Below are 22,523 nucleotides of genomic sequence, written 5' to 3' on the forward strand. Positions count from 1 at the left end.
CCCGAGCCCCTTTCCGTGCAGGTGGAACGGGGGTTGGGGGGTGGTTCGGGCAAGGGATGCGCGGTGGCCGGAAGTTGGCTGAAAAGCGTCGGGCGCGTGCGCGGAAACCGGTCAACCGACCGGTGTATTTCCCCCAGTGTGACGCCCGCCTCTGTGAGCACCCGTGCCGCTCCTGTGATGGCGGCCCCGACGGGACGTGTACCCCTCGGCCGGAGGGTGGGCCGCGCCGCGTTCGGACTGGCGCAGCAGGAGGCGGCAGACGGCGGTGACGGCGGCGAGACCGAAGGCCGTGCCCGTGGCGCCGGCGAGGGAGCTGCCGTACCAGAGGAGGACCACGGGGACGAGGACGCAGCTGAAGGCCGCCCAGCGGACGACGTCGGTCGCGGTGTCCTGGGGCGGGGTGGTCGTGCCGGGAGTCTCGGGGGTGGGCTGCGGTCCGGACATGCGTGCTCCCTGGGGCCTGGGTCACGGTGTTCAACGCGTGTTCGACCGGTCGGTCACTGTACGCCCCCGCCGCAGCGGCCGTCGGGCAAGTGAATCCTGTGCAAACCGCCTGTACAGCGCAGCAAGCATTGCGTTACGGGCGCCCCCTCGTGCATGCTCCCTGGAACCCCCACGCACCGTGGGCGGGATCTGGGCTTAGGAGGCGTGCCGCCGTACCCTTGGGGGTATGGGGTTGGGAAGATGATTCCCGGACACAGCTCCGCCGCACACTGTCGTCCCTCCCATAAAGGATCAAAACCCCGAGACAGCCATGGCCGGTCACGAATTCTTCGAACCCGCGGACCGCAAGCGGCCCGTCGCCGATCCCACGGCGGCCGAGCCCCAGGCGGCGGAAGAGTCACGTCATTCCTGCGATCCAGCGTTCAAGCACGGCGTCGTCGTCGGCTTCGACGGCTCCACGTCCAGTGAGCGCGCCCTCGCCTACGCGATCGGCATGGCCCACCGTTCCGGATCGGGCCTGATCATCGTCCACGTCGCCAACCGGCTGCCCACCACGGTGTGGGCCGGCTGCGAGCCACCGGTCTTCGTCGACGTGCCGGACCACCGCACCGAGGTCCTCGGGCTCGAGCTCGCCTGTGCGGAATATCTGGCCGAGGTGCCCTGGATCCTGGTCGAGCGCGGCGGCGACATCTGCCACGAACTCGAAGAGGTGGGGCGGGAGTACGAGGCGGACGCGATCGTCGTGGGCTCCACGCACGGCATCGTCGGACGCCTCTTCGGGTCCGTCGCCGGGCGGCTCGCCAAGCGGGCGAAGCGGCCGGTCATCGTGATCCCGTAGTCGGGCTCCGCGCTTCCGTCGTTGTGATTCCGTAACTCCCCGTTGTCCCAGGTGAGATGAGCCGTGGGAAGCATCGGCCTTCTTTGCGTGCCCTGCGAACCTACTCGTGCGTAGAGGTGTTTGTGCCTTTGTGAAGGGCATATATCGGTCACCGCACAACTGCACATGCACGAAGGGAGCCCCGCCGTGGACAACGACGTCTCCGCGGGAAGCGGAACCACTACCGTGGTCGGCCGACTCGCCCTGGGTATCACCCTGTTGGCCTTCGGACTCGGACACACCGACGCGATCAATGGTGTATCGGCCGCTGACGCCGTATCACTGGCCCACTACGTAGGCGGCGTTGCGCTCTTCGTCGCCGGTCTGTTCGCCTTCCGCGACCGTGACGTGCCGACAGGTACGGCCTACGCGGCGCTCGGCGCCCTGTGGTTCACCTGGGCCCTCGCGGCCGGTGACACCGTGTCCGCCAACGCGGCGGGACTCTTCCTGCTGCTGTTCGCCCTCGTGACCCTCACCCTGACCCTCGCGGGCGGGGACCAACTCACCCAGGGCACCTACGGGTTGCTCTTCGTCTCCCTCGTGTTCCTCGCGATCGCACAGTTCGCGGACAACGGCAGTCTCGCGAAGGTCGGCGGCTGGTTCGCCGTGGCGGCGGGGGCGGTGGCCTGGTACGCGGCGACGGCCGCGCTGGCCCACTGGCCGACGGTTCTTCCCCGGCGCGCTGCCGGCCGGGGGGTGACGGCCACCGGCTGACGCAGCGGCGGGCCGGGGTATTGGGCGGCTCCGGTCCCTGAAGGAACGACCCCCTGTGCAGGTGGCGCACAGGGGGTCGTTCATGTTCGGAGAAAGGGAACGGCGGTCGCTACTCGACCGTCACCGACTTGGCGAGGTTCCTCGGCTTGTCGATGTCCCGTCCGAGGGCCAAAGCCGTGTGGTACGCCAGGAGTTGGAGCGGGATCCCCATGAGGATCGGGTCCAGCTCGTCCTCGTTCTTCGGGATGACGATCGTCTGGTCGGCCTTCTCCTGGTCCTGGTGGGCCACCGCGAGGATGCGGCCGCTGCGGGCCTTGATCTCCTCCATGGCCGCACGGTTCTTCTCCAGCAGGTCGTCGTCGGGGACGATCGCGACCGTGGGGAGCGCCGGCTCGATCAGGGCCAGCGGGCCGTGCTTGAGCTCGGAGGCCGGGTAGGCCTCGGCGTGGATGTACGAGACCTCCTTCAGCTTCAGGGAGGCCTCGCGGGCCACCGGGTAGCCCCGGACGCGGCCGATGAAGAGCATCGAGCGGGCGTCGGCGTACTGCTCGGCCAGCTTCTTGATCTCCTCCTCCTGCTGAAGGATCTCGGTGATCTGCTCCGGCAGCCTGCGCAGGCCCTCGATGATCCGCTTGCCGTCGCGGACCGAGAGGTCGCGGGTGCGGCCCAGGTGGAGGGCCAGCAAGGCGAAGGCGACCGTGGTGTTGGTGAAGCACTTGGTCGAGACGACGCAGACCTCGGGGCCCGCGTGGACGTAGATCCCCGCGTCCGCCTCGCGTGCGATCGCCGAGCCCACGACATTGACCACGCCGAAGACCCGCGCGCCCTTGCGCTTCAGCTCCTGGACGGCCGCGAGGACGTCGTAGGTCTCGCCGGACTGGGAGACGGCCACGTACAGGGTGTCGGGGTCCACGACCGCGTTGCGGTACCGGAACTCGGAGGCCGGCTCGGCGTCCGCGGGGATGCGGGCCAGCTCCTCGATCATCTGGGCGCCGATCATGCCCGCGTGGTACGAGGTGCCGCAGCCGAGGATCTTCACGCGGCGGATCTGGCGGGCCTCGCGGGCGTCCAGGTTCAGGCCGCCGAGGTGCACGGTGGAGAAGCGGTCGTCGATGCGGCCGCGCAGCACGCGGTCCACGGCGTCGGCCTGCTCGTGGATCTCCTTGTGCATGTAGGTGTCGTGGCCGCCCATGTCGTACGACGCGGCCTCCCACTCCACGGTGGTCGGCTCGGACGTGGTCCGGGTGCCCTCGGTGGTGTAGGTACGGAAGTCGTCGGCCTTGAGGGTGGCCATCTCGCCGTCGTCGAGAGTCACTATCTGCCGCGTGTGGGCGACCAGCGCGGCGATGTCCGAGGCGACGAACATCTCCTTCTCGCCGATGCCGAGGACCACCGGGGAGCCGTTTCGAGCCACCACGATGCGGTCGGCGAAGTCGGCGTGCATGACGGCGATGCCGTACGTGCCCTCGATGACCCGCAGGGTCTCGCGGACCCTGTCCTCCAGCGTCTCGCCCTGGGCGCGGGCGATCAGGTGGACCAGGACCTCGGTGTCGGTCTCGGAGAGGAACTCGACGCCGTCCGCCTCCAGCTTGCGGCGCAGGTCGGAGGCGTTGTCGATGATGCCGTTGTGGACGACGGCGACCTTGCCCTCGGCGTCCATGTGCGGGTGTGCGTTCACGTCGGAGGGGGCGCCGTGGGTGGCCCAGCGGGTGTGGGCGATGCCGGTCGTGCCCTTGAAGCGGGCCGGGACCTTGGCCTCCAGGTCGCGCACGCGGCCCTTGGCCTTGACCATCTTCAGGCCCGCCGTCTTCGGGGAGGTGACGACGATGCCCGCCGAGTCGTAGCCGCGGTACTCCAGCCGCTGCAGGCCCTCGAGCAGCAGCGGGGCCACATCACGCTTCCCGATGTATCCGACAATTCCGCACATACAGATTGTGTCCCTCGGTCGTGGGCGAACCAGTCGTATCCGATTCAGCCGTAGACGATGCGGCGCAGCTGCCTGAGCGTAAGCTCCGGCGGTGCGACCGCCCGGTATTTCAGGTCCGCCTCGATCCGTTCGAAGATCGTCGCGTTCACCAGGCCCTGGGCCTGCAGCTCGCGGTGGCGGCGACGGACGTATTCCTCGGTCGTCTCGTCGAAGTAGGCGAGAACCTCCTGGATCACCCGCAGTGCCTCACCCCTGTTGAGGGGTGTGGACCGCGTCAAGTGATCAACAAGTTCGTCGTGCACCCGGTAGATCCTGAGCCACCGCCGACGGTTTCGCAAGAATCCTGCCCGATATCGGGCAGAACCCTGTTGATGCTCTTATGAACCTCTGTTCGTAAGCTGTCCACCCTGTGTCTTGCGCCGCGTTGCTGAAGTCGACGAGTTTCAGACGCCATGGACATTCCTCGTATGGGTGTACCGGAGCAGCTGGCCGAGCGCATGAGCATGGCCGAGCAGCACGAGTACCTGCGCGCGAGATTCTCGCGGCGCAACATGATCAGAGGCGGCGCCGTGACGATCGGCGCCGTCGCGGGTGGCGCGTTCGTGCCGGGTGCCACCGCCCAGGCCGCGGTGCCGACGACGCGCACGGCTCCCGCCACGGAGACGGTGGACGGCTCGCTCGTCGCCCCCTTCGGCCGCCACCTCGCCTACGGCAACGACGCACGCACCGAGATGACCGTCTCGTGGCAGGTCCCGGTCGCGGTGAAGAAGCCCTTCATCCGCATCGGCGCCCACCCCTTCGACCTCTCGCGCAAGATCGAGGCCGAGGTCCGCACGCTCTACACGCCGGCCGGCGTCGGCGCGAGCGCCGACCACACGCAGTACTACGTCCACGCCAAGCTCAGCCACCTGCGCCCCGGCAGGACGTACTACTACGGCGTCGGCCACCAGGGCTTCGACCCCGCCGAGCCGCACCTGCTGGGCACCCTGGGCACCTTCACCACCGCGCCCTCGCACAAGGAGCCGTTCACCTTCACGGCCTTCGGCGACCAGGGCGTCAGCTACCACGGCCTGGCCAACGACAGCCTGATCCTCGGCCAGAACCCGAGCTTCCACCTGCACGCCGGCGACATCGCCTACGCCGACCCGTCCGGATCCGGCCAGTCCTCCGACACCGGCTTCGACTCGCGGGTGTGGGACCAGTTCCTCGCCCAGACCGAGTCGGTCGCCAAGTCCGTGCCGTGGATGGTGAGTTACGGCAACCACGACATGGAGGCCTGGTACTCGCCGAACGGCTACGGCGGCGAGGAGGCCCGCTTCTCCCTGCCCGACAACGGGCCGGACAAGAAGAACCTGCCGGGCGTCTACTCCTTCGTCCACGGCAACACGGCGATCATCTCGCTGGACCCGAACGACGTCTCCTTCGAGATCCCGGCCAACCTCGGCATCTCGGGCGGCACGCAGACCAAGTGGTTCGAGGCGCAGCTGAAGAAGTACCGCGCCGCGCACGACATCGACTTCATCGTCGTGTTCTTCCACCACTGCGCGTACTGCACCTCCACGGCGCACGCCTCGGAGGGGGGCGTGCGACAGGAGTGGGTGCCGCTGTTCGAGAAGTACACGGTGGACCTGGTCATCAACGGCCACAACCACCAGTACGAGCGCACCGACGTCATCAAGGGCAACAAGGTCGCCAAGAAGCTGCCGATCGGCGAGACCGCGTACCCCGAGACCGAGGGTGTCGTCTACGTGACGGCGGGCGCCGCGGGCCGCAGCTTGTATGCGTTCACCGCGCCGGACTCCTACGAGGGTCACGAGAACGAGGTCGAGTCCGTCGCCTCCTTCATCAACCTCAAGGGCGGCAAGCAGAACGAGACCGTCGCCTGGTCCCGGGTCCGCTACCTCAACTACTCCTTCCTGCGCGTGGACGTCGAGCCCGCCGCGAGGGGGCACTACGCCAGGCTGAAGGTGTCGGGCATCGCCGAGACCGGTGACCGGATCGACCACTTCACGGTGGCGCGCAAGGCCAAGTAAGGCCCTGCACAGGGCTGTTCGTGCGCCCGGAAGGCGGGGCGCACACGGGGCGGGCGGTCCTCACATGCGCTTGAGGATCGCCTGCTTGGCCAGCTGGAACTCCTCGTCCGTGAGGACACCCGTGCGGTGCAGCTCGCCGAGCTCCCGCAGCCGCCGCAGCAGCGCGTCGTGGCCGTGCTCGCGCCGGTCGGCGGGTGCGAGCTGCTGGGGGGCGGGCGCTTCGAGAGGCGGTACGTCCGTCACGGCCGCCGCCGGGTGCGGAAGCCGCGCCTGCACGGCCGCCGCGACCAGTGCCATCAGCGGGTCCTTCTTGAAGCCCCACAGCTCCACGGAGTTGGGGTCGTACTTGGGCGGCGCCTTGGTGGGTGCGTTGCGTACGGTGAAGCGCAGACAGCCGTTCTCCAGGCCGGCCGCGGGGTGCCACTCCACGGCCGTGAGGTCCGCGACCGCCAGTGTGCGGGTGCCGGCGGCGGCCTTGGCGTCCTCCGTCTTCCAGTTCCACTCCAGGCGGATGTGCTCGCCGTCGAAGCTCGCGGCGCCGTCCCCGGCGGCCACGGACAGCGGGACGGGCGGGCCCGGCAGCAGGTACTCGGTCACCGGGTCCGAGGGCACCTCGTCCAGCAGCAGGGCGTTGCGCACCTCGTCCACGAAGTACTCGGCGACGCCGTAGCGGTCGGACTCGACGAGGAGCTGGTAGGGGTCGTTGGGCTCGGTGAGCCGGCCGCCGGACGCGTGCAGCAGCGGGTCGGCGCCGTCCCGCAGCCGCATCCTGAGCCGCCCCGACTTCCTGCCCTGCTCGAACGAGACCCCCGCCAACGCCCCCAGCGGGACGACGAGTTCACCCAGGGTCCGGCGGAGCAGGCTGACGTTTCTGTCCCGCCCCGGCGTCAGGCGAAGGGCGTCGCCGTCGAAGGCCCACGTGCCGTCCTTCTGGATGATTTCCGCCATGGGGTGATTGTTCCATCGGTTCTGCGGCAGAGTGGTCTCTACCAATTCTGGTCAGTGTTGATCACTGCCGAAGGGAGTGCTTGTGAGACGGCACCACAGAACGACTCCCCGTGTGGCCCGGGTCCTCGGGTCCCTGCTGCTCGTCGCGGCGGCGGGCGCCTTCACCGCCGGTGCGGCACCGGCGCCGGAGACGAAGTCGTCCCCGCTCGGCCGGGTGGTTCCGGCACCCGCGTCGGTCGACCCGCAGGGAGCGTCGTACCGCATCACCCGTGACACGCACATCCGCGTGGACGACTCGCATGCGGCCCGCCGGGTCGGCGAGTACCTCGCGGACATCCTGCGGCCCTCCACCGGCTACCGCCTGCCCCTCACCACGCACGGCGGGGGCGGCATCCAACTCCGGCTGGCCAAGGGCCCGTTCGGCGCCGAGGGCTACCGGCTCGACAGCGGCGGCAAGGGCGTCACCATCACCGCCGCCGAGCCCGCCGGCCTCTTCCACGGCGTCCAGACGCTGCGCCAGCTGCTCCCGGCGGCCGTCGAGAAGAACTCCGTACAGCCGGGACCGTGGCTGGTCGCGGGCGGCACGATCAAGGACAACCCGCGCTACGCCTACCGCGGCGCGATGCTCGACGTCTCCCGCCACTTCTTCACCGTCACCCAGGTCAAGCGCTACATCGACGAGTTGGCCCTCTACAAGGTCAACAAGCTGCATCTGCACCTCAGCGACGACCAGGGCTGGCGCATCGCGATCGACTCCTGGCCGCGGCTGACGACCTACGGCGGCTCGACCCAGGTGGGCGGCGGCCAGGGCGGCTACTACACCAAGGCCGACTACAAGGAGATCGTCCGGTACGCGGCCTCCCGCTATCTCGAGGTCGTCCCCGAGATCGACATGCCCGGCCACACCAACGCGGCCCTCGCCTCGTACGCCGACCTGAACTGCGACGGCGTGGCGCCCCCGCTCTACACGGGCACCGACGTCGGGTTCAGCTCGCTGTGCGTCGACAAGGACCTCACGTACGACTTCGTGGACGACGTCATCCGCGAGCTGGCCGCGATCACGCCGGGCCGCTACCTCCACATCGGCGGCGACGAGGCGCACTCCACCAGCCATGAGGACTACGTGAAGTTCATGGACCGGGTGCAGCCGATCGTCGCCAAGTACGGCAAGACGGTGATGGGTTGGCACCAGCTGACCGGCGCGCACCCGGCCAAGGGGGCGCTCGCGCAGTACTGGGGTCTGGACGACACCGACGCGGCGGAGAAGGCGCAGGTCGTCAAGGCCGCGCAGAACGGGACAGGGCTCGTCCTCTCGCCCGCCGACCGGATCTACCTCGACATGAAGTACACCGAGGACACCCCGCTCGGCCAGGACTGGGCCGGCCTGGTGGACGTGAAGCGGTCGTACGACTGGGATCCTGGCAACTACCTTGCCGGAGCGCCGAGTTCGTCGATCAAGGGGGTCGAGGCGCCCCTGTGGAGCGAGACGATCGTGACGGACGCGGACATCGACTACATGGTCTTCCCGCGTCTGGCCGGTGCCGCCGAACTCGGCTGGTCGCCTGCCTCCACCCACGACTGGGACACCTACAAGGTGCGGCTCGCGGCGCAGGGGCCGCGGTGGGACGCACTGGGGATCGGCTACTACCGGTCGCCGCAGGTGACCTGGCCCGCTCGGTAGGGTGCACATGCGGAACGGGCACCCCGGAGGACCGTACTCCGGGGTGCCCGTTCGCTTGATCAGAACCCCGCGACGGGATTTTTCAGGGTTCCGATCAGCTGGAGGGCGCCCGACGGGTCCGCCAGGTCGACCATCTGCTCGTTGTTGCGCAGCTGGAGCCGGTTGAGGCAGGACAGCGAGAACTCGGGCGCGAACATGTCGTACTGCTTGAACTTGTCGGCGAGTTCGGGCAGCGACTTCTGGTACTCGCGGGTGACGTCCGCGACCGTCCGCCAGAAGTCCTCCTCCTCCAGGATCCCCTCGGTGGCGAGGTTCGCGGCGAGGAAGCGGAAGAAGCAGTCGAAGACGTCGGTGAAGATCGACAGCAGCTTCTTGTCCTCCGGGACCTCCACGCGCAGCCGCTCGACCGTCGGCGGCAGCACCGCGTCCGGGTCCATGACGGCGATCTCCTCGGCGATGTCCTTGTAGATCGCGCGCTGCACCACGCCGTCCTTCAGGACCAGGATCACGTTCTCGCCGTGCGGCATGTAGACCAGGTCGTAGGCGTAGAAGCTGTGCAGGAGGGGCGTGAAGTACGCCCGCAGGTAGTGGCGCAGCCACTGAGCCGGCGCGAGGCCCGACTGCTCGATCAGCGCGCCCGCGAAGGACGCGCCCTCGTGGTCGACATGGACGAGGGAGGCCATGGTGGCCAGGGACTCGCCGTCCTGGAGGCCGGGCACGGGGCTCTCGCGCCACAGCGCCGCGAGCATCTTGCGGTACGGCGAGTAGCGGTCCGTCGCCTTCTCGTACTCCAGGTGCCGGTAGCCGACGGCGGCCCGCTCGCGGATGATCGACAAGCCCGTGTCCTTCAACACCGGGTCGCCCTCGATGAGTTGGGCCAGCCAGTCGTTGATGGCGGGGGTGGCCTCCATGTAGGCGGCCGACAGTCCGCGCATGAAGCCCATGTTGATGACGGACAGGGCCGTCTTCACATAGTGCTTCTCGGGGTGGGACCGGTTGAAGAAGGTCCGGATGGACTGCTGGGCCAGGTACTCGTCGTCGCCCTCGCCCAGGCAGACGAGGTGGCCACGGGCGACCTCGGCGGCGAAGGTGACGGTGAGCTTGTTCCACCACTGCCAGGGATGGACGGGGATGAGCAGGTAGTCGGCGGGGTCGAGGCCCTTCTCGCGCAGGACGCCGTCGAAGCGCTCGACCGTCTGCTCGCCCAACTCGTCGCGTACGAAGGTCTCGTACTCGATCCCGACGCCCGCGGTGAACGCGGCCCGCGAGCGGTGCGCGGCCAGCCACACCAGGCGGACCGGGCTCGCGGTCTCGGGGGCGTACGACAGGTACTCGTGGATGCCGAAGCCGAGCCGCCCGTTGTTGGCGACGAAGCAGGGGTGGCCCTCGGTCATTCCGGTCTCGATGTCCTGGAAGCCGCTCCTGGCGAGCTCGGCGACCGGGACCTGCGGCTTGGTGAGCTTGTAGCAGGTGCCGGAGAGGGTGGAGGAGATCTCCTCCAGATAGACGGGCAGGATCGCGTCGCTCAGGCCCAGCGCCTTCCTCAGCTCGAGGAAGAAGTCCAGTGCGGCGAGCGGGAGTTCGGCGCCGTCACGGTGGCGGGTGATGGACTCGGCGTCCACCTGCCAGTGGTCGAGGGCGCGGCGGGTGGCGGCGAAGCGGTAGCGGGTCAGGCCGTCGTCGCTGCGGACGACGTACTGGTCCTCACCGGTGGCCTCGGGAGTGATCAGCCGCTCGTGCGCGAACTCGGCGAGGGCCTTGCGGATCAGGAGGCGGTTGGCCTTCTCCCAGCGTTCGGGGGAGAGGTGGGCGACGGCGTCGGCGAGGCTCATGCGGACACCCCCGTGGCGACCAGGCCGTGCCTGTTCAGGAAGTGCTCCCGGGTGCAGAAGCTCAACAACGCCTTCTTCTCCGGCTTCTGGATCTCGCGCTCGGCGACGAATCCGACGGCTTCGTTCAGGGCGTGGACGGCCTTGTTGGTGATGTCCGGCTCGACGACGACGCGCTGCGCCGCCGGGTCCTCGAAGAGGTGCGCCATCACGGCGGTGATGACGGAAAGGGTGAAGCCGTGGACGGGCGTGTCGGTGGCCGGGGTCAGGAAGTGCATGCCGACGTCGCCGGGCAACGGCTCGTACAGACCGACCAGTTCGCGGTGCGCGGGGTCGTACTTCTCCATCAGGAAGGCGGGCACGCCGTCCTCGTCGAGCCCCAGCAGCGCGTGGTGGTGCTCGTCGGCCGCTATCTCCATGTAGGCGCGCTCGACGTCCTCCAGTTTCGCGTCCTGCATCATCCAGAAGGCCGCCTTGGGGTGCGTCACCCAGGTGTGCAGCAGTTCGGCGTCGTTGAGGGGGTCGAGGGGGCGGAAGGCGAAGGTCATACAGCGAACTCCTGGAAAGCGATGGTCTTTTCGACCGGGTAGTACTCGGTGCCGAGCAGCTCACGGATGAGGTAGCTGTTGCGGTACGCACCCATGCCCAGGTCGGGGCTGGTGATGCTGTGGGTGTGCACGCCGGCGTTCTGCAGGAAGACGCCTCGGCCCGTGCTGTCGATGGAGTAGTTGCGGGCGACGTCGAAGTTGCCCTGGGAGTCGTAGCGCAGCCGGTCCCGTACCGGCTTGAGGAACTCCGGCTCGGCGTACCTGTAGCCGGTGGCCAGGATCAGGCCCTGCGAGTCGAGCTCGTAGTCCTTCTCCTGCTCCTCCTGGCGGAAGGAGAGGGTGTACGTGCCGTTCTCGTGACGCGCGCTGTTCAGCGAGGAGTTGGTGAGCAGGCGGGTGGGGACGGGGCCGCCGAGGTTCTTCTGGTAGAGCAGGTCGAAGATCTCGTTGATCAGGTCGCCGTCGATGCCCTTGAACAGGCCCTTCTGCTCAGCTGTCAGCCGGTAGCGGGTGGCCTCCGGCAGCTCCCGGTAGTAGTCGATGTACTCCGGGGACGTCATCTCCAGCGTCAGCTTGGTGTACTCGAGCGGGAAGAAGCGCGGGGAGCGCGTCACCCAGTTCAGCCGGTAGCCGTGGACGTCGATCTCGCTGAGCAGGTCGTAGTAGATCTCGGCGGCGGACTGGCCACTGCCGACCAGAGTGATCGACTCCTTCTTCTGCAGCTCCTGCTTGTGCTGCACATAGCGGGAGTTGTGGATGAAGTCGCCGCCCAGGCCCTGGCACGCCTCGGGGACGTAGGCCGGGGTGCCCGTGCCGAGGACGAGGTGACGGGCGCGGTACACGTCACCGGCCCCGGTGCGGACGAGGTAGTGCCCGTCCTCGTACGTCACCTCCGTGACCGTCGTGCTGAAGCGGACGCTGCTGAGCCGGTTCGCGGCCCAGCGGCAGTAGTCGTCGTACTCGACCCGCAGCGGATAGAAGTTCTCGCGGATGTAGAACGAGTACAGCCGGCCCTGGTCCTTGAGGTAGTTCAGGAAGGAGTACGGGGACGTCGGGTCGGCGAGGGTGACCAGGTCCGACATGAACGGGGTCTGGAGGTGGGCACCGTCCAGGAACATGCCCGCGTGCCACTCGAAGTCCGGCTTCGACTCCAGGAAGACGCCGTCGAGTTCGTCGATCGGCTCGGTCAGACAGGCCAGGCCGAGGTTGAAGGGGCCGAGCCCGATGCCCACGAAGTCGTAGGTCTTCGGGGCGGAACCAGTGGGCTCAGGAAGCGTGGTCAAGGGACTCTCCCAGGTACTGCTCGGCGTGGCCGGCGATCAGGTCGAGGACGGCGGCGATGTCTTCGGTCGTCGTCTCGGGGTTGAGCAGGGTGAACTTCAGGTAGTGACGGCCGCTCACCTTGGTGCCCGCGACCACCGCGTCGCCGGAGGCGAACAGGGCCTTGCGGGCGTACAGGTTGGCGCGGTCGATCTCGGCCGGGTCGGTGACGGCGGCCGGTATGTAGCGGAAGACGAGGGTGGAGAGACTGGGCTGCACCACGACGTCGAAGCGGGGGTCGGCGGCCAGGACCTTCCAGCCTTCGGCCGCCAACTCGCAGACCTGGTCGAAGAGTTCGCCGATGCCGTCGGCGCCCATCACTCGCAGCGTCATCCACAGCTTGAGGGCGTCGAAGCGGCGGGTGGTCTGCAGGGACTTGTCGACCTGGTTGGGGATGCGCTCCTGGACCATACGGCGCGGGTTGAGGTACTCCGCGTGGTAGGTCGCGTGCCGCAGGGTGGCGGCGTCCCGCACCAGTACGGCGGACGAACTCACCGGCTGGAAGAAGGACTTGTGGTAGTCGACGGTGACCGAGTCGGCGCGCTCGATGCCCTCGATACGGTCCCGGTACCTGAGCGAGGCGAGCAGCCCGCAGCCGTAGGCCGCGTCCACGTGCAGCCAGGTGTTGTACTGGCCGCACAGCTCGGCGATCTCGGGCAGCGGGTCGATGGAGCCGAAGTCGGTGGTGCCGGCGGTGGCGACGACGGCCATCGGGACGAGGCCGTCCTTGCGGCAGCGCTCCAGCTCGCGGGCGAGGGCGACGGTCTGCATCCGCTTGTCGTGGTCGACCGGGATCGACACGACGGAGTCCTGGCCGAGGCCCAGCAGTTTCGCGGACTTCTTCACGCTGAAGTGGCTGACCTCGGAGGCGAAGATGCGCAGTTTGGCGAGCGTGTCCGTCTTGGCTTCCTCGCGGGCCAGCAGCAGGGCCTGCAGGTTGGACTGGGTGCCGCCGGAGGTGAACACACCGTCGGCGGCCGGGCCCAGACCGATGCGGGCGGTCGTCCAGTCGATGAGCTTGCGCTCGATCAGGGTGCCGCCGGCCGACTGGTCCCAGGTGTCCAGGGAGGAGTTGACGGCGGACAGGACGGCCTCGCCGAGCACCGCCGGGATGACCACCGGGCAGTTGAGGTGGGCGAGATAGCGGGGGTGGTGGAAGTAGATCGCGTCGCGGAGGTAGACGTCCTCCAGCTCGTCGAGCACGGCCGCGGTGTCGAGCAGCGGGGCGTCGAGATCGATCTGCTCGATACGGGGAGCGAGGGCGTCGACCGTGACGCCGGTGAACGGGCGCTTGGTGGCGGCGAGTTTGGCCGCCACCCGCTCGACGCCTTCGGTCACGGAGCGGCGGTACTGCTCCGCGGTCGTGTCATTGAGCAGGTGCGAGCGCATGGTGCGGGTCCTCCGGTGGGACGGTCCGTGCGGGACGGGAGAGGGCGGAACCTCGGCTTTGCCGTGCATTTACTTAGGTGAGCCTAACCTAAGTGACTGGATGAGGGTAGCCCCTGCCGTGACCGTGGTCACGTCTGCCTCGTCCGTGTCGACTGCCTCAACTACCGCTATTCGGCGGCGCGCAGCTGTTCCTCGGTCATCCCCTGGCGCCAGTAGCCGACGAAGGTGACACGCCGTCGGTCGATGCCGCGCTCGCGCACGAAGTGCCGACGCAGCGCCTTGACGCACCCGGACTCGCCGGCGATCCAGACGTACGGCCGCTCGGCGGAGGGGAGTTGGGCGTCGCGGAGGGCGTCGAGGGCCATGGGGGACCCCTCGACGCGGTCCTCGTCCTCGATCAGCCAGGTGATCTCGGCGTCGGCCTCGGTCGCCAGATCCTGGATGTCCCCGGCGTCGTGCACCTCCAGCCACACCCGGACGCGGGCGTCGGCCGGCAACGACTCGAGGATCGCCGAAACGGCCGGCAGAGCGGTCTCGTCGCCCCAGATCACCGTCAGATCGGTGTCCTCGGGCGGCCGGAACCGGATCGCCCTGTTGTCCGCGACCGCCGGCCCGAGCAACACGACGCGGTCACCGGCACAGGCCCGGGCGGCCCACCGCGAGGCGGGTCCGGCCGGAGTGTGCAGGACGAAGTCGATGTCGATCTCGTCGGGATCGCGGCGCAGCGAGCGCAGGGTGTACGAGCGCATCACCGCCCGTACGCCGTCGGGGAGTTCACGCCAGGCCTGCCACCAGCCGTCACCGAGCTCGTACGGAACGGCGGGCTCGCGCTGGTCGGGGTGCGGCAGGAACAGCGACAGCGACTGGTCGTGTCCGTCGGAGAAGAAGTGCTGCAGATCCTCCCCGGTGAAGGTCACGCGCACCAGAGACGGTCCGAGCCGCCGCGTCCGCGCGACTCGAAGGGAGAAGAAACGAAACGGTGCGGCTACGGCCGTGGTCATGAGGGCTCCCTGAAAACATGGGGGAGGGCGGCGCTTTCAGGGGCGCGGAGCTGCGTCGACCTGCGGCTGGGCCGCGCGGGCGCGACCAGCCACGACGGAGCGCAGTTCACCCACGCCCCCGGCCACCCTGATTCAGCTGACCTTCTTCGCGTTCTCCAACGCCTCGGCGAGGTTGGTGAGAAGCGGCGTGCACTTTTCGTACGACAGAATCGGCTCGGGCGAGCGCGGGATGACCTGCCCCGCCTTGACCGCGGGCAGCTTCTTCCAGGTGGCCTTGGTGATGTCGGCCGGCTGGATCGTCGAGGACCGGTCGTCCATCATGATGATGTCCGCCGCGTACTTGTCGACGTTCTCCCAGCTCAGCGACTCGTACCAGCCGCCGCCCTTGGCCTTCGCCTTCTCCGGGGGCTCGACGAAGTTCACGCCGAGCGCCTTGAAGTACTCCAGGTCGATGGAGAGGTTCGTGCCGGAGACGTAGAAGAGCGCGTCGCTCGCGGAACCGGCCATCACCTTGATGTCGGGCTTGGCCTTCGCGGCCTTGCGCAGGCGGGCGGCGGCCTCCTCGAACTTCTTCTTGGCGTCCGTGACCTTGGCCGCCTTCATGTCCGCGCCGAGCGACTGGGCGAGCGCCCACATGCGCTGCAGCGGCTCGGTCAACTGGCGGTCGTAGACGGAGATGCCGACGCTGGGGGCCAGCTTGGCGATCTTGTCCTTGGAGGCCTCGGGGACGTACCAGAGCGTGCCGGCGTTGTCGAACATCGTGGTGATGAGCACGTCGGGCGCGAGGGCCGCGTACTTCTCGACGTTGAACTGGTCCCAGACGTTGCCGAGGATCGTGACCTTGGTGATGTCCATGTCGCCGGCCTGGACGTCGGCCTTGCCGTCCGTGGTCCTGGTCGGGCCGAAGACGCCCTTGACGCTGATGCCGTAGTCGTAGAGCGCGGCGCCGACACCGGTGAACGCGACGATGTTCGCGGGCACCTTGTCGAGCTTCACGGTCGTACCGCGGTCGTCCTTGAACGACCACGGACCGGACTTGGCGGCAGCCGTCTCGTCGCTCGAGCCCCCGCTTTTCGCGTCGTCGTCCCCGCAGGCCGCGAGCGCGGCCCCGAGGCCGAGGGCGCCGCCGGCGGCGAGGATGCCGCGGCGGGTGAAGTGGCTGGCACGGGCATTGGACATGGATATGGCTGCTTTCGAACGGGGCGGAACGCCCGCCGGACAAGTTCGAACGTAGGTTAGCCTAACCTCAGTCGATGTCCAGGGGTGGGGGCGTTCCGGGCCCGAACTCGCAGCCGTCCTGTGAGCTGCGTCTCTGCGACTGCCTCTCTGCGGGCGGCGTCAGCCCACCAACCCCAACTCCCGTGCGATCAGCATCCGTTGGACCTCGCTGGTGCCCTCGCCGATCTCCAGGATCTTGGAGTCGCGCCACATGCGGGCCACCGGGTACTCGTTCATGAAGCCGTAGCCGCCGTGGACCTGGGTGGCGTCGCGGGCGTTGTCCACCGCGACCGTCGACGAGTACAGCTTCGCCAGCGCCGCCTCTTTCTTGAAGGGGGCGCCCGACACCAGCCGGGCCGCAGCGTCCCGCCAGGTCAGCCGGGCCGTGTGGGCCTTCATCTCCATGTCGGCGATCTTGAACTGGATGGCCTGGTTGGCGCCGATCGGGCGCCCGAAGGCGTGCCGCTCCTTCGCGTACTTCACGGACTCGTCGACGCAGCCCTGCGCCAGGCCCGTCGCCAGCGCCGCGATGGCGATACGGCCCTCGTCGAGGATGCGCAGGAACTGGGCGTAACCGCGGCCCTGTTCGCCCAGGAGGTTCGCCGCCGGGACGCGGACGTCGGCGAAGGACAGCTCGCGGGTGTCCGAGGCGTTCCAGCCGACCTTCGAGTACGGGGCCGCCACCGTGAAGCCCGGTGTGCCCGACGGGACGATGATCGAGGAGATCAGCGGCTTGCCGTCCGGCTTGCGGCCGGTGACCGCCGTGACCGTCACCAACCCCGTGATGTCCGTGCCCGAGTTGGTGATGAAGCACTTGGTGCCGTTGATCACCCACTCGTCCGTCGACTCGTCGAGGCGGGCCGTCGTACGCGTCGCGCCCGCGTCCGAGCCGCCGTCGGGCTCGGTCAGCCCGAAGGCGCCCAGGATCTCGCCGGAGCAGAGGCGGGGGAGCCACTCCTGCTTCTGCGCGTCCGTGCCGAAGAGGTGGATCGGCATGGCACCCAGCGAGACGCCGGCTTCGAGGGTGATGGCCACCGACGAGTCGACGCGGGCCAGTTCCTCCAGGGCCACGCCCAGTGCCAGGTAGTCGCCGCCCATGCCGCCGTACTCCTCGGGGAACGGCAGCCCGAACAGGCCCATGCGGCCCATCTCGCGGACGATCTCGTAGGGGAACTCGTGGTGCTCGTAGAACTCGCCGATCTTGGGCGCCACGACGTCGTGCGCGAACGCCTCGACGGTACGGCGCAGTTCTTCGAGTTCGGGGGAGAGACGGAAGTCCATGACGGTCACTGCTCCTCAGTGGCCTCGGCGGCCTCGGTGTCCTTGTGGGACAGGGCTCGGACGGTGCGGGACGGGCTGGGTCGGCCCAGACGGTCGGCCATCCACGCGCTGGTGGCGACGAGGCGGCCGAGGTCGACTCCGGTGTCGATGCCGAGCCCCTGAAGCATCCACACGAGGTCTTCGGTGGCGAGATTGCCGGTGGCGGACTTGGCGTACGGGCAGCCGCCGAGGCCGCCCGCGGAGGCGTCGATGGTGGTGACGCCGTGTTCCAGGGCGGCGTACGTGTTGGCGAGCGCCTGGCCGTACGTGTCGTGGAAGTGGACGCCGATGACATTGGTCGGCACGCCCTCCTCGTTGAGGAGAGCGAGCAGTTCGAGCACGTGTCCCGGGGTCGCGACGCCGATGGTGTCGCCGAGGCTCAGCTCGTCGCAGCCCATGTCCCTCAGTGCCGTGCAGACGCGCGCGACCTGGTGGAGCGCGACGGCGCCCTCCCAGGGGTCGCCGAAGCACATCGAGACGTAGCCGCGCACATGGGCGCCCGCGTCCTTGGCGTGCTTGACGACGGGGTCGAACACGGCCAGCGACTCGTCCACCGTGCGGTTGAGGTTGGCTTTGGCGAAGGACTCGGTGGCGCTGGCGAAGACCGCGACACGGCCGGCGCCGAGCGCGAGGGCCCGGTCGAGGCCCCGCTGGTTGGGGACGAGAACGGGCAGGTGCACGCCCTTGATGTCCCGCACCAGCGGGAACAGCTGCTCCGCGTCGGCCAGTTGGGGCACCCACTTGGGGTGGACGAAGCTGGTCGCCTCGATGGTGGTGAGGCCCGCGTCGGCCAGACGGTGGATGAACTCCGCCTTGACCTCCGTCGGGACCGTGCCCTTCTCGTTCTGCAAACCGTCGCGTGCGCCGACCTCGTGGATCCTGACCCGCGCGGGCAGGTCCTGGGCCGGGACGGACATGGGGAGACCGGGGGGATCCTCTACGGTCATGTCGCTACCTCCTCGTGCTCGTGCGGTGCGACGACCGCCAGTACCTGGTCCATGGCGACCGTCGTGCCCGGTGTGACGTCCAGCTCGGCGACCGTGCCGGCGTGCGGGGCGGAGATGACGTGCTCCATCTTCATCGCCTCGACGACCAACAGGCTCTGACCGGCGCTCACTTCGTCCCCGACGGCGACCTTCACGACCGTGACCATCCCGGGCATCGGCGCGGTCAGCGAGTCGGCGCCCGCGTGCGCCGCGCCCGTGAGGGACGCGGCGACCGGGTCGTGGTCGCGCACGTGCCAGGCGTCGCCGTCCCGGCCGAGCCAGTCGGCGGCGCGGTGGAAGGTGTGGCGGACGCCGTCGAGAGTGACGGACACGGTGTCCTCGGTGACGGTGTGGGTGCCGTTCATGGCATGAGTGACGGGTTCGAGTCCCGGCACTCGGAGGGGGAAGGCGACGGACCTGGGCGTGCCGCCGAGCCGCCAGCCGCTCGGCACGGAGAAGGGGTTCGTCCATCCCTCGGCGCGGGGCTTCAGCGCCTCCAGACGTACGGCCGCAGCCGCCTCGTAGACCGCCTGCGGTACGTCGGCCGGCACGAGCGAGTCCACCTCCCGCTCGACCAGTCCCGTGTCCAACTCGCCCGCGACGACCGCCGGATGGGCCAGCAGCCGCCGCAGGAACCCGGCATTGGTCTGCACGCCCAGCGTCACCGTCCGGGCGAGGGCCGCCCGGAGCTTCCGCAGCGCCGTCTCACGGTCCGGCCCGTACGCGATCACCTTGGACAGCATCGGGTCGTAGAGCGAGCCGACCTCCGTGCCCTCGCTGAGCCCCGAGTCGGTGCGGATGCCGTCGCCCTGGGGTTCGTGCAGCCTGAGCACCGTGCCGCCCGACGGCAGGAATCCGCGCGCAGGGTCCTCCGCGCAGACGCGGGCCTCCACCGCATGCCCGGTGAGCGTGATGTCGCCCTGCTTGTACGGCAGTTGCTCGCCCGCCGCCACCCGCAGCTGCCACTCCACCAGGTCGAGCCCCGTGATCAGCTCGGTGACCGGGTGCTCCACCTGGAGGCGGGTGTTCATCTCCATGAAGAAGTACGAGGACGGGTCGCTGCCGGGGACGATGAACTCCACCGTGCCCGCGCCCCGGTACCCGCACGAGCGGGCCGCCTGCACGGCCGCCTCGCCCATCGCCGCGCGCGTGGCCTCGTCGAGGAGCACGCTGGGCGCCTCCTCGATGATCTTCTGGTGCCGGCGCTGCAGGGAACACTCGCGCTCGCCCAGGTGCACCACGTTTCCGTGGCCGTCCGCCAGGACCTGGATCTCGATGTGCCGGGGCCGGTCGACCCACCGCTCGACGAGGAGCGTGTCGTCGCCGAAGGAGGCGCGGGCCTCGCGACGGGCGGCGGCGATCTCGTCCGCCAGTACCGCAGCGTCCCGGACCAGCCGCATGCCCTTGCCGCCACCGCCGGCCGACGGCTTCAGCAGGACCGGCATCCCGATCTCCCGGGCGGCATCGGCGAGTTGGGTGTCGGAAAGCCCGCTGCCGCTCGACCCGGGGACGACCGGCACCCCGGCCGCCTTCACCGTCTCCTTGGCGCGGATCTTGTCGCCCATCAGGGAGATCGCGTCGGCCGGCGGTCCGATGAAGACCAGCCCGGCGTCGGCGCACGCGCGCGCGAACGACGCGTTCTCCGCGAGGAAGCCGTATCCGGGGTGCACGGCCTGCGCGCCCGTGCGCGCCGCCGCCTCCAGGATGCGCTCCACGGACAGATAGCTCTCGGACGCCGAAGCCGGACCGATCCGTACCGCGGTGTCGGCCTCCCGGACGTGGCGTGCGTCGGCGTCCGCATCGGAGAAGACGGCCACCGAGCGCACGCCCAGCGAACGGAGCGTACGGATCACGCGGACGGCGATCTCGCCCCGGTTGGCCACGAGCACTGTGTCGAACATGGGTCCCCTCCTCACATCCGGAAGACGCCGAACTGGGGCTCACCCAGCGGCGCGTTGGCACAGGCGGTCAGCGCGAGGCCCAGCACCTGGCGGGTCTCCAGCGGGTCGATCACGCCGTCGTCCCAGAGGCGGGCGGTGGCGTAGTAGGCGTTGCCCTGCTGCTCGTACTGCCGGCGGATCGGCGCCTTGAAGGCCTCTTCCTCGTCCGCCGGCCAGGACTCGCCGCGCGCCTCCAACTGGTCGCGCTTGACGGTCGCGAGGACCGAGGAGGCCTGCTCGCCGCCCATGACGGAGATCTTGGCGCCGGGCCACATCCACAGGAAGCGGGGGGAGTAGGCCCGGCCGCACATCGAGTAGTTGCCCGCGCCGTACGACCCGCCGACCACGACCGTCAGCTTCGGCACGCGGGTGCAGGCCACGGCCGTGACCATCTTGGCGCCGTGCTTGGCGATGCCGCCGGCCTCGTAGTCCTTGCCGACCATGAACCCCGAGATGTTCTGCAGGAACACCAGTGGGATGCCGCGCTGGTCGCACAGCTCGATGAAGTGGGCGCCCTTCTGGGCGGACTCGGAGAACAGGATGCCGTTGTTGGCGACGATCCCGACCGGGTGCCCGTGGATCCGGGCGAAGCCGGTGACCAGGGTCTGCCCGAACTCGGCCTTGAACTCCGCGAAACGGGAACCGTCGACCACGCGCGCGATGACCTCGCGGACGTCGTAGGGGGTGCGGGGGTCGACGGGCACGGCGCCGTAGAGACCGTATGGATCGACCTTGGGTTCCGCCGTGGGCGTGACCTCCCAGGGCAGTGCCCCGCGCGCGGGGAGCGTGGCGGCGATGTTCCGCACGATCCGGAGCGCGTGCGCGTCGTCCTCCGCCAGGTGGTCCGTGACGCCGGAGACGCGCGCGTGCACCTCGCCGCCGCCGAGCTCCTCGGCGGTCACCACTTCACCGGTGGCCGCCTTCACCAGCGGAGGCCCACCCAGGAAGATGGTCCCCTGATTGCGGACGATCACGGCCTCGTCGCTCATCGCGGGCACATACGCCCCGCCCGCCGTGCACGACCCGAGGACGGCGGCGATCTGCGGAATGCCGGCGCCGGACATCCGCGCCTGGTTGTAGAAGATCCGCCCGAAGTGCTCACGGTCCGGGAAGACCTCGTCCTGCATGGGCAGGAAGGCGCCCCCGGAGTCGACGAGGTAGACACAGGGGAGGCGGTTCTCCAGGGCCACCTCCTGGGCGCGCAGGTGCTTCTTCACCGTCATCGGGTAGTACGTCCCGCCCTTGACGGTGGCGTCGTTCGCCACGACCACGCACTCGCGCCCGCTGACCCGCCCGATCCCGGCGATGACGCCGGCGGCCGGGGCCGCCCCGTCGTACATCCCGTCCGCGGCGAGCGGGGCCAACTCGAGGAAGGGAGAGCCGGGGTCGAGCAGCGCGTCCACCCGGTCCCTCGGCAGCAGCTTCCCGCGCGCGGTGTGCCTGGCCCGCGCCTTCTCGCCACCGCCGAGCCGGGCCGCGGCCAGCTTGCCGCGCAGCTCGTCGACGAGCGCCCGGTGCGCCGCCTCGTTGGCCCGCCAGGCCTCCGACGCGGGATCTGCCGCGCTCGTCAGCTCCGGTGCCTCGTGCATCCTGCGGTCCCCTCACCCAGTGATCGACTGTTAATGAGCGTTAACCATTTCCTTCAGGTTAACGACCGCTAACCTCCGTGTCTAGAATTGCTTCCATGGCCACCAGAACCGACGCCCCCACCCGCCGCGAGCAGATCCTCAAGGAGGCCGCGCGGCTGTTCGCCGAGCGCGGTTTCCACGGGGTCGGAGTCGACGAGATAGGTGCCGCGGTCGGCATCAGCGGCCCGGGTCTGTACCGCCACTTCGCGGGCAAGGACGCGATGCTCGCCGAGCTGCTGGTGGGGATCAGCGGCCAGCTGCTGACGGGTGCGAAGCGGCGCCTGCAGGAGGCCGACGGGACTGCCCCCGAGGCGGTCCTCGACTCGCTCATCGAAGGGCACATCGACTTCGCGCTCGACGACCGTCCCCTGATCACCCTGCACGACCGTGAGCTGGACCGCCTCCGGGACAGCGACCGCAAGCTGGTGCGGCAGCTGCAGCGGCAGTACGTCGAGCTGTGGGTGGAGACCCTGCGCGCGTTCTACCCGGATCTGGCCGAGCCCGCCGCCCGCTCCGCGGTCCACTCCGTCTTCGGTCTGCTGAACTCCACCCCGCACCTGGGCCGCCCCGGCCCGCTGCCCGGCCGGGGTGCGACGGCGGAGCTGCTGCACCGGATGGCCAGGGGCGCCTTCGCGGCCGCGGCGGCGTGACGAGCGTTACGGGATCTCCTCTGGACGCCTCTCCCTACCCGCCGGTACCTTGATGTTCTGAGCAAGCGCT

Annotated in this window: 19 protein-coding genes; 5 read left to right on the forward strand and 14 right to left on the reverse strand. The window is 69.3% G+C overall.

Features of this window, described 5'->3' with window-relative positions; translation table 11 throughout:
• Positions 1-111: 111 nt before the first annotated feature.
• Positions 112-444, reverse strand: coding sequence for a hypothetical protein (locus OG303_RS31040; protein ID WP_405872491.1), 333 nt, complete (start codon positions 442-444; stop codon positions 112-114).
• Between the two features lie 310 nt (positions 445-754).
• Here OG303_RS31040 and OG303_RS31045 point away from each other — a divergent pair, with 310 nt between their 5' ends.
• Both OG303_RS31045 and OG303_RS31050 read left to right on the forward strand, forming a co-directional pair.
• A complete protein-coding gene (locus OG303_RS31045) occupies positions 755-1,282 on the forward strand; it encodes a universal stress protein (RefSeq protein WP_405872493.1) in 528 nt (175 codons plus the stop codon).
• A 186-nt stretch (positions 1,283-1,468) separates the two neighbouring features.
• Positions 1,469-2,035: a GPR1/FUN34/YaaH family transporter gene (locus OG303_RS31050; RefSeq protein ID WP_405872494.1), complete on the forward strand. Its 567-nt coding sequence runs from the start codon at positions 1,469-1,471 to the stop codon at positions 2,033-2,035.
• 109 nt (positions 2,036-2,144) lie between these two features.
• On the opposite strand, the gene glmS is transcribed toward OG303_RS31050, so the two are convergent.
• Together glmS and OG303_RS31060 are read right to left on the reverse strand one after the other, a co-directional pair.
• Positions 2,145-3,962, reverse strand: a complete 1,818-nt coding sequence (gene glmS / locus OG303_RS31055) for a glutamine--fructose-6-phosphate transaminase (isomerizing) (RefSeq protein WP_405872496.1) — start codon at positions 3,960-3,962, stop codon at positions 2,145-2,147.
• Positions 3,963-4,006: 44 nt separating this feature from the next.
• Positions 4,007-4,264, reverse strand: coding sequence for a hypothetical protein (locus OG303_RS31060; RefSeq protein WP_405872498.1), 258 nt, complete (start codon positions 4,262-4,264; stop codon positions 4,007-4,009).
• Between the two features lie 165 nt (positions 4,265-4,429).
• On the opposite strand from OG303_RS31060, the gene OG303_RS31065 reads away from it, so the two are divergent.
• Positions 4,430-5,995, forward strand: a complete 1,566-nt coding sequence (locus OG303_RS31065) for a fibronectin type III domain-containing protein (RefSeq protein WP_405872500.1) — start codon at positions 4,430-4,432, stop codon at positions 5,993-5,995.
• A gap of 60 nt (positions 5,996-6,055) precedes the next feature.
• On the opposite strand, the gene OG303_RS31070 is transcribed toward OG303_RS31065, so the two are convergent.
• Positions 6,056-6,943 carry a DUF4429 domain-containing protein gene (locus OG303_RS31070; RefSeq protein ID WP_405872502.1) on the reverse strand — a complete coding sequence of 296 codons (888 nt, stop codon included), beginning with the start codon at positions 6,941-6,943 and terminating at the stop codon, positions 6,056-6,058.
• 82 nt (positions 6,944-7,025) lie between these two features.
• Here OG303_RS31070 and OG303_RS31075 point away from each other — a divergent pair, with 82 nt between their 5' ends.
• The gene (locus OG303_RS31075; protein ID WP_405872503.1) at positions 7,026-8,624 is read left to right on the forward strand and encodes a beta-N-acetylhexosaminidase; all 1,599 of its coding nucleotides are present in this window, start codon (positions 7,026-7,028) and stop codon (positions 8,622-8,624) included.
• Positions 8,625-8,683: 59 nt separating this feature from the next.
• Here the strand turns inward: OG303_RS31075 and OG303_RS31080 are convergent, their stop codons facing one another.
• From OG303_RS31080 to OG303_RS31125, 10 genes are all read right to left on the reverse strand, one after another.
• A complete protein-coding gene (locus OG303_RS31080; RefSeq protein ID WP_405872504.1) occupies positions 8,684-10,456 on the reverse strand; it encodes an IucA/IucC family protein in 1,773 nt (590 codons plus the stop codon).
• On the reverse strand, positions 10,453-11,001 hold the full coding sequence (locus tag OG303_RS31085) for a GNAT family N-acetyltransferase (protein ID WP_405872506.1): 549 nt from the start codon (positions 10,999-11,001) through the stop codon (positions 10,453-10,455). The genes OG303_RS31080 and OG303_RS31085 overlap by 4 nt, the downstream gene beginning before the upstream one ends.
• Positions 10,998-12,284, reverse strand: coding sequence for a lysine N(6)-hydroxylase/L-ornithine N(5)-oxygenase family protein (locus tag OG303_RS31090; RefSeq protein ID WP_405872507.1), 1,287 nt, complete (start codon positions 12,282-12,284; stop codon positions 10,998-11,000). Before OG303_RS31090 ends, OG303_RS31085 begins: the two co-directional genes overlap by 4 nt.
• Complete coding sequence (gene desA / locus OG303_RS31095; RefSeq protein WP_405872508.1) at positions 12,268-13,710, reverse strand: lysine decarboxylase DesA; 1,443 nt, start codon at positions 13,708-13,710, stop codon at positions 12,268-12,270. Before desA ends, OG303_RS31090 begins: the two co-directional genes overlap by 17 nt.
• A 167-nt stretch (positions 13,711-13,877) precedes the next feature.
• A complete protein-coding gene (locus OG303_RS31100) occupies positions 13,878-14,711 on the reverse strand; it encodes a siderophore-interacting protein (protein ID WP_405872509.1) in 834 nt (277 codons plus the stop codon).
• A 132-nt stretch (positions 14,712-14,843) separates the two neighbouring features.
• Positions 14,844-15,890 carry an ABC transporter substrate-binding protein gene (locus tag OG303_RS31105; RefSeq protein WP_405872510.1) on the reverse strand — a complete coding sequence of 349 codons (1,047 nt, stop codon included), beginning with the start codon at positions 15,888-15,890 and terminating at the stop codon, positions 14,844-14,846.
• A 159-nt stretch (positions 15,891-16,049) separates the two neighbouring features.
• Positions 16,050-17,210: an acyl-CoA dehydrogenase family protein gene (locus tag OG303_RS31110; protein ID WP_405872511.1), complete on the reverse strand. Its 1,161-nt coding sequence runs from the start codon at positions 17,208-17,210 to the stop codon at positions 16,050-16,052.
• Between the two features lie 5 nt (positions 17,211-17,215).
• Entirely contained in the window at positions 17,216-18,196 is a 981-nt protein-coding gene (locus OG303_RS31115; RefSeq protein WP_405872512.1) for a hydroxymethylglutaryl-CoA lyase, read from the reverse strand.
• A complete protein-coding gene (locus OG303_RS31120; protein ID WP_405872514.1) occupies positions 18,193-20,136 on the reverse strand; it encodes an acetyl/propionyl/methylcrotonyl-CoA carboxylase subunit alpha in 1,944 nt (647 codons plus the stop codon). Before OG303_RS31120 ends, OG303_RS31115 begins: the two co-directional genes overlap by 4 nt.
• 11 nt (positions 20,137-20,147) lie before the next feature.
• Positions 20,148-21,764 (reverse strand): carboxyl transferase domain-containing protein, encoded by a 1,617-nt coding sequence (locus tag OG303_RS31125; protein ID WP_405872515.1) that lies wholly within the window; start codon positions 21,762-21,764, stop codon positions 20,148-20,150.
• A 95-nt stretch (positions 21,765-21,859) separates the two neighbouring features.
• Here OG303_RS31125 and OG303_RS31130 point away from each other — a divergent pair, with 95 nt between their 5' ends.
• Positions 21,860-22,453, forward strand: coding sequence for a TetR/AcrR family transcriptional regulator (locus tag OG303_RS31130; protein ID WP_405872517.1), 594 nt, complete (start codon positions 21,860-21,862; stop codon positions 22,451-22,453).
• Positions 22,454-22,523 lie beyond the last annotated feature (70 nt).

The sequence above is a fragment of the Streptomyces sp. NBC_00005 genome (assembly GCF_045160215.1).
Taxonomy (GTDB): Bacteria; Actinomycetota; Actinomycetes; order Streptomycetales; family Streptomycetaceae; genus Streptomyces.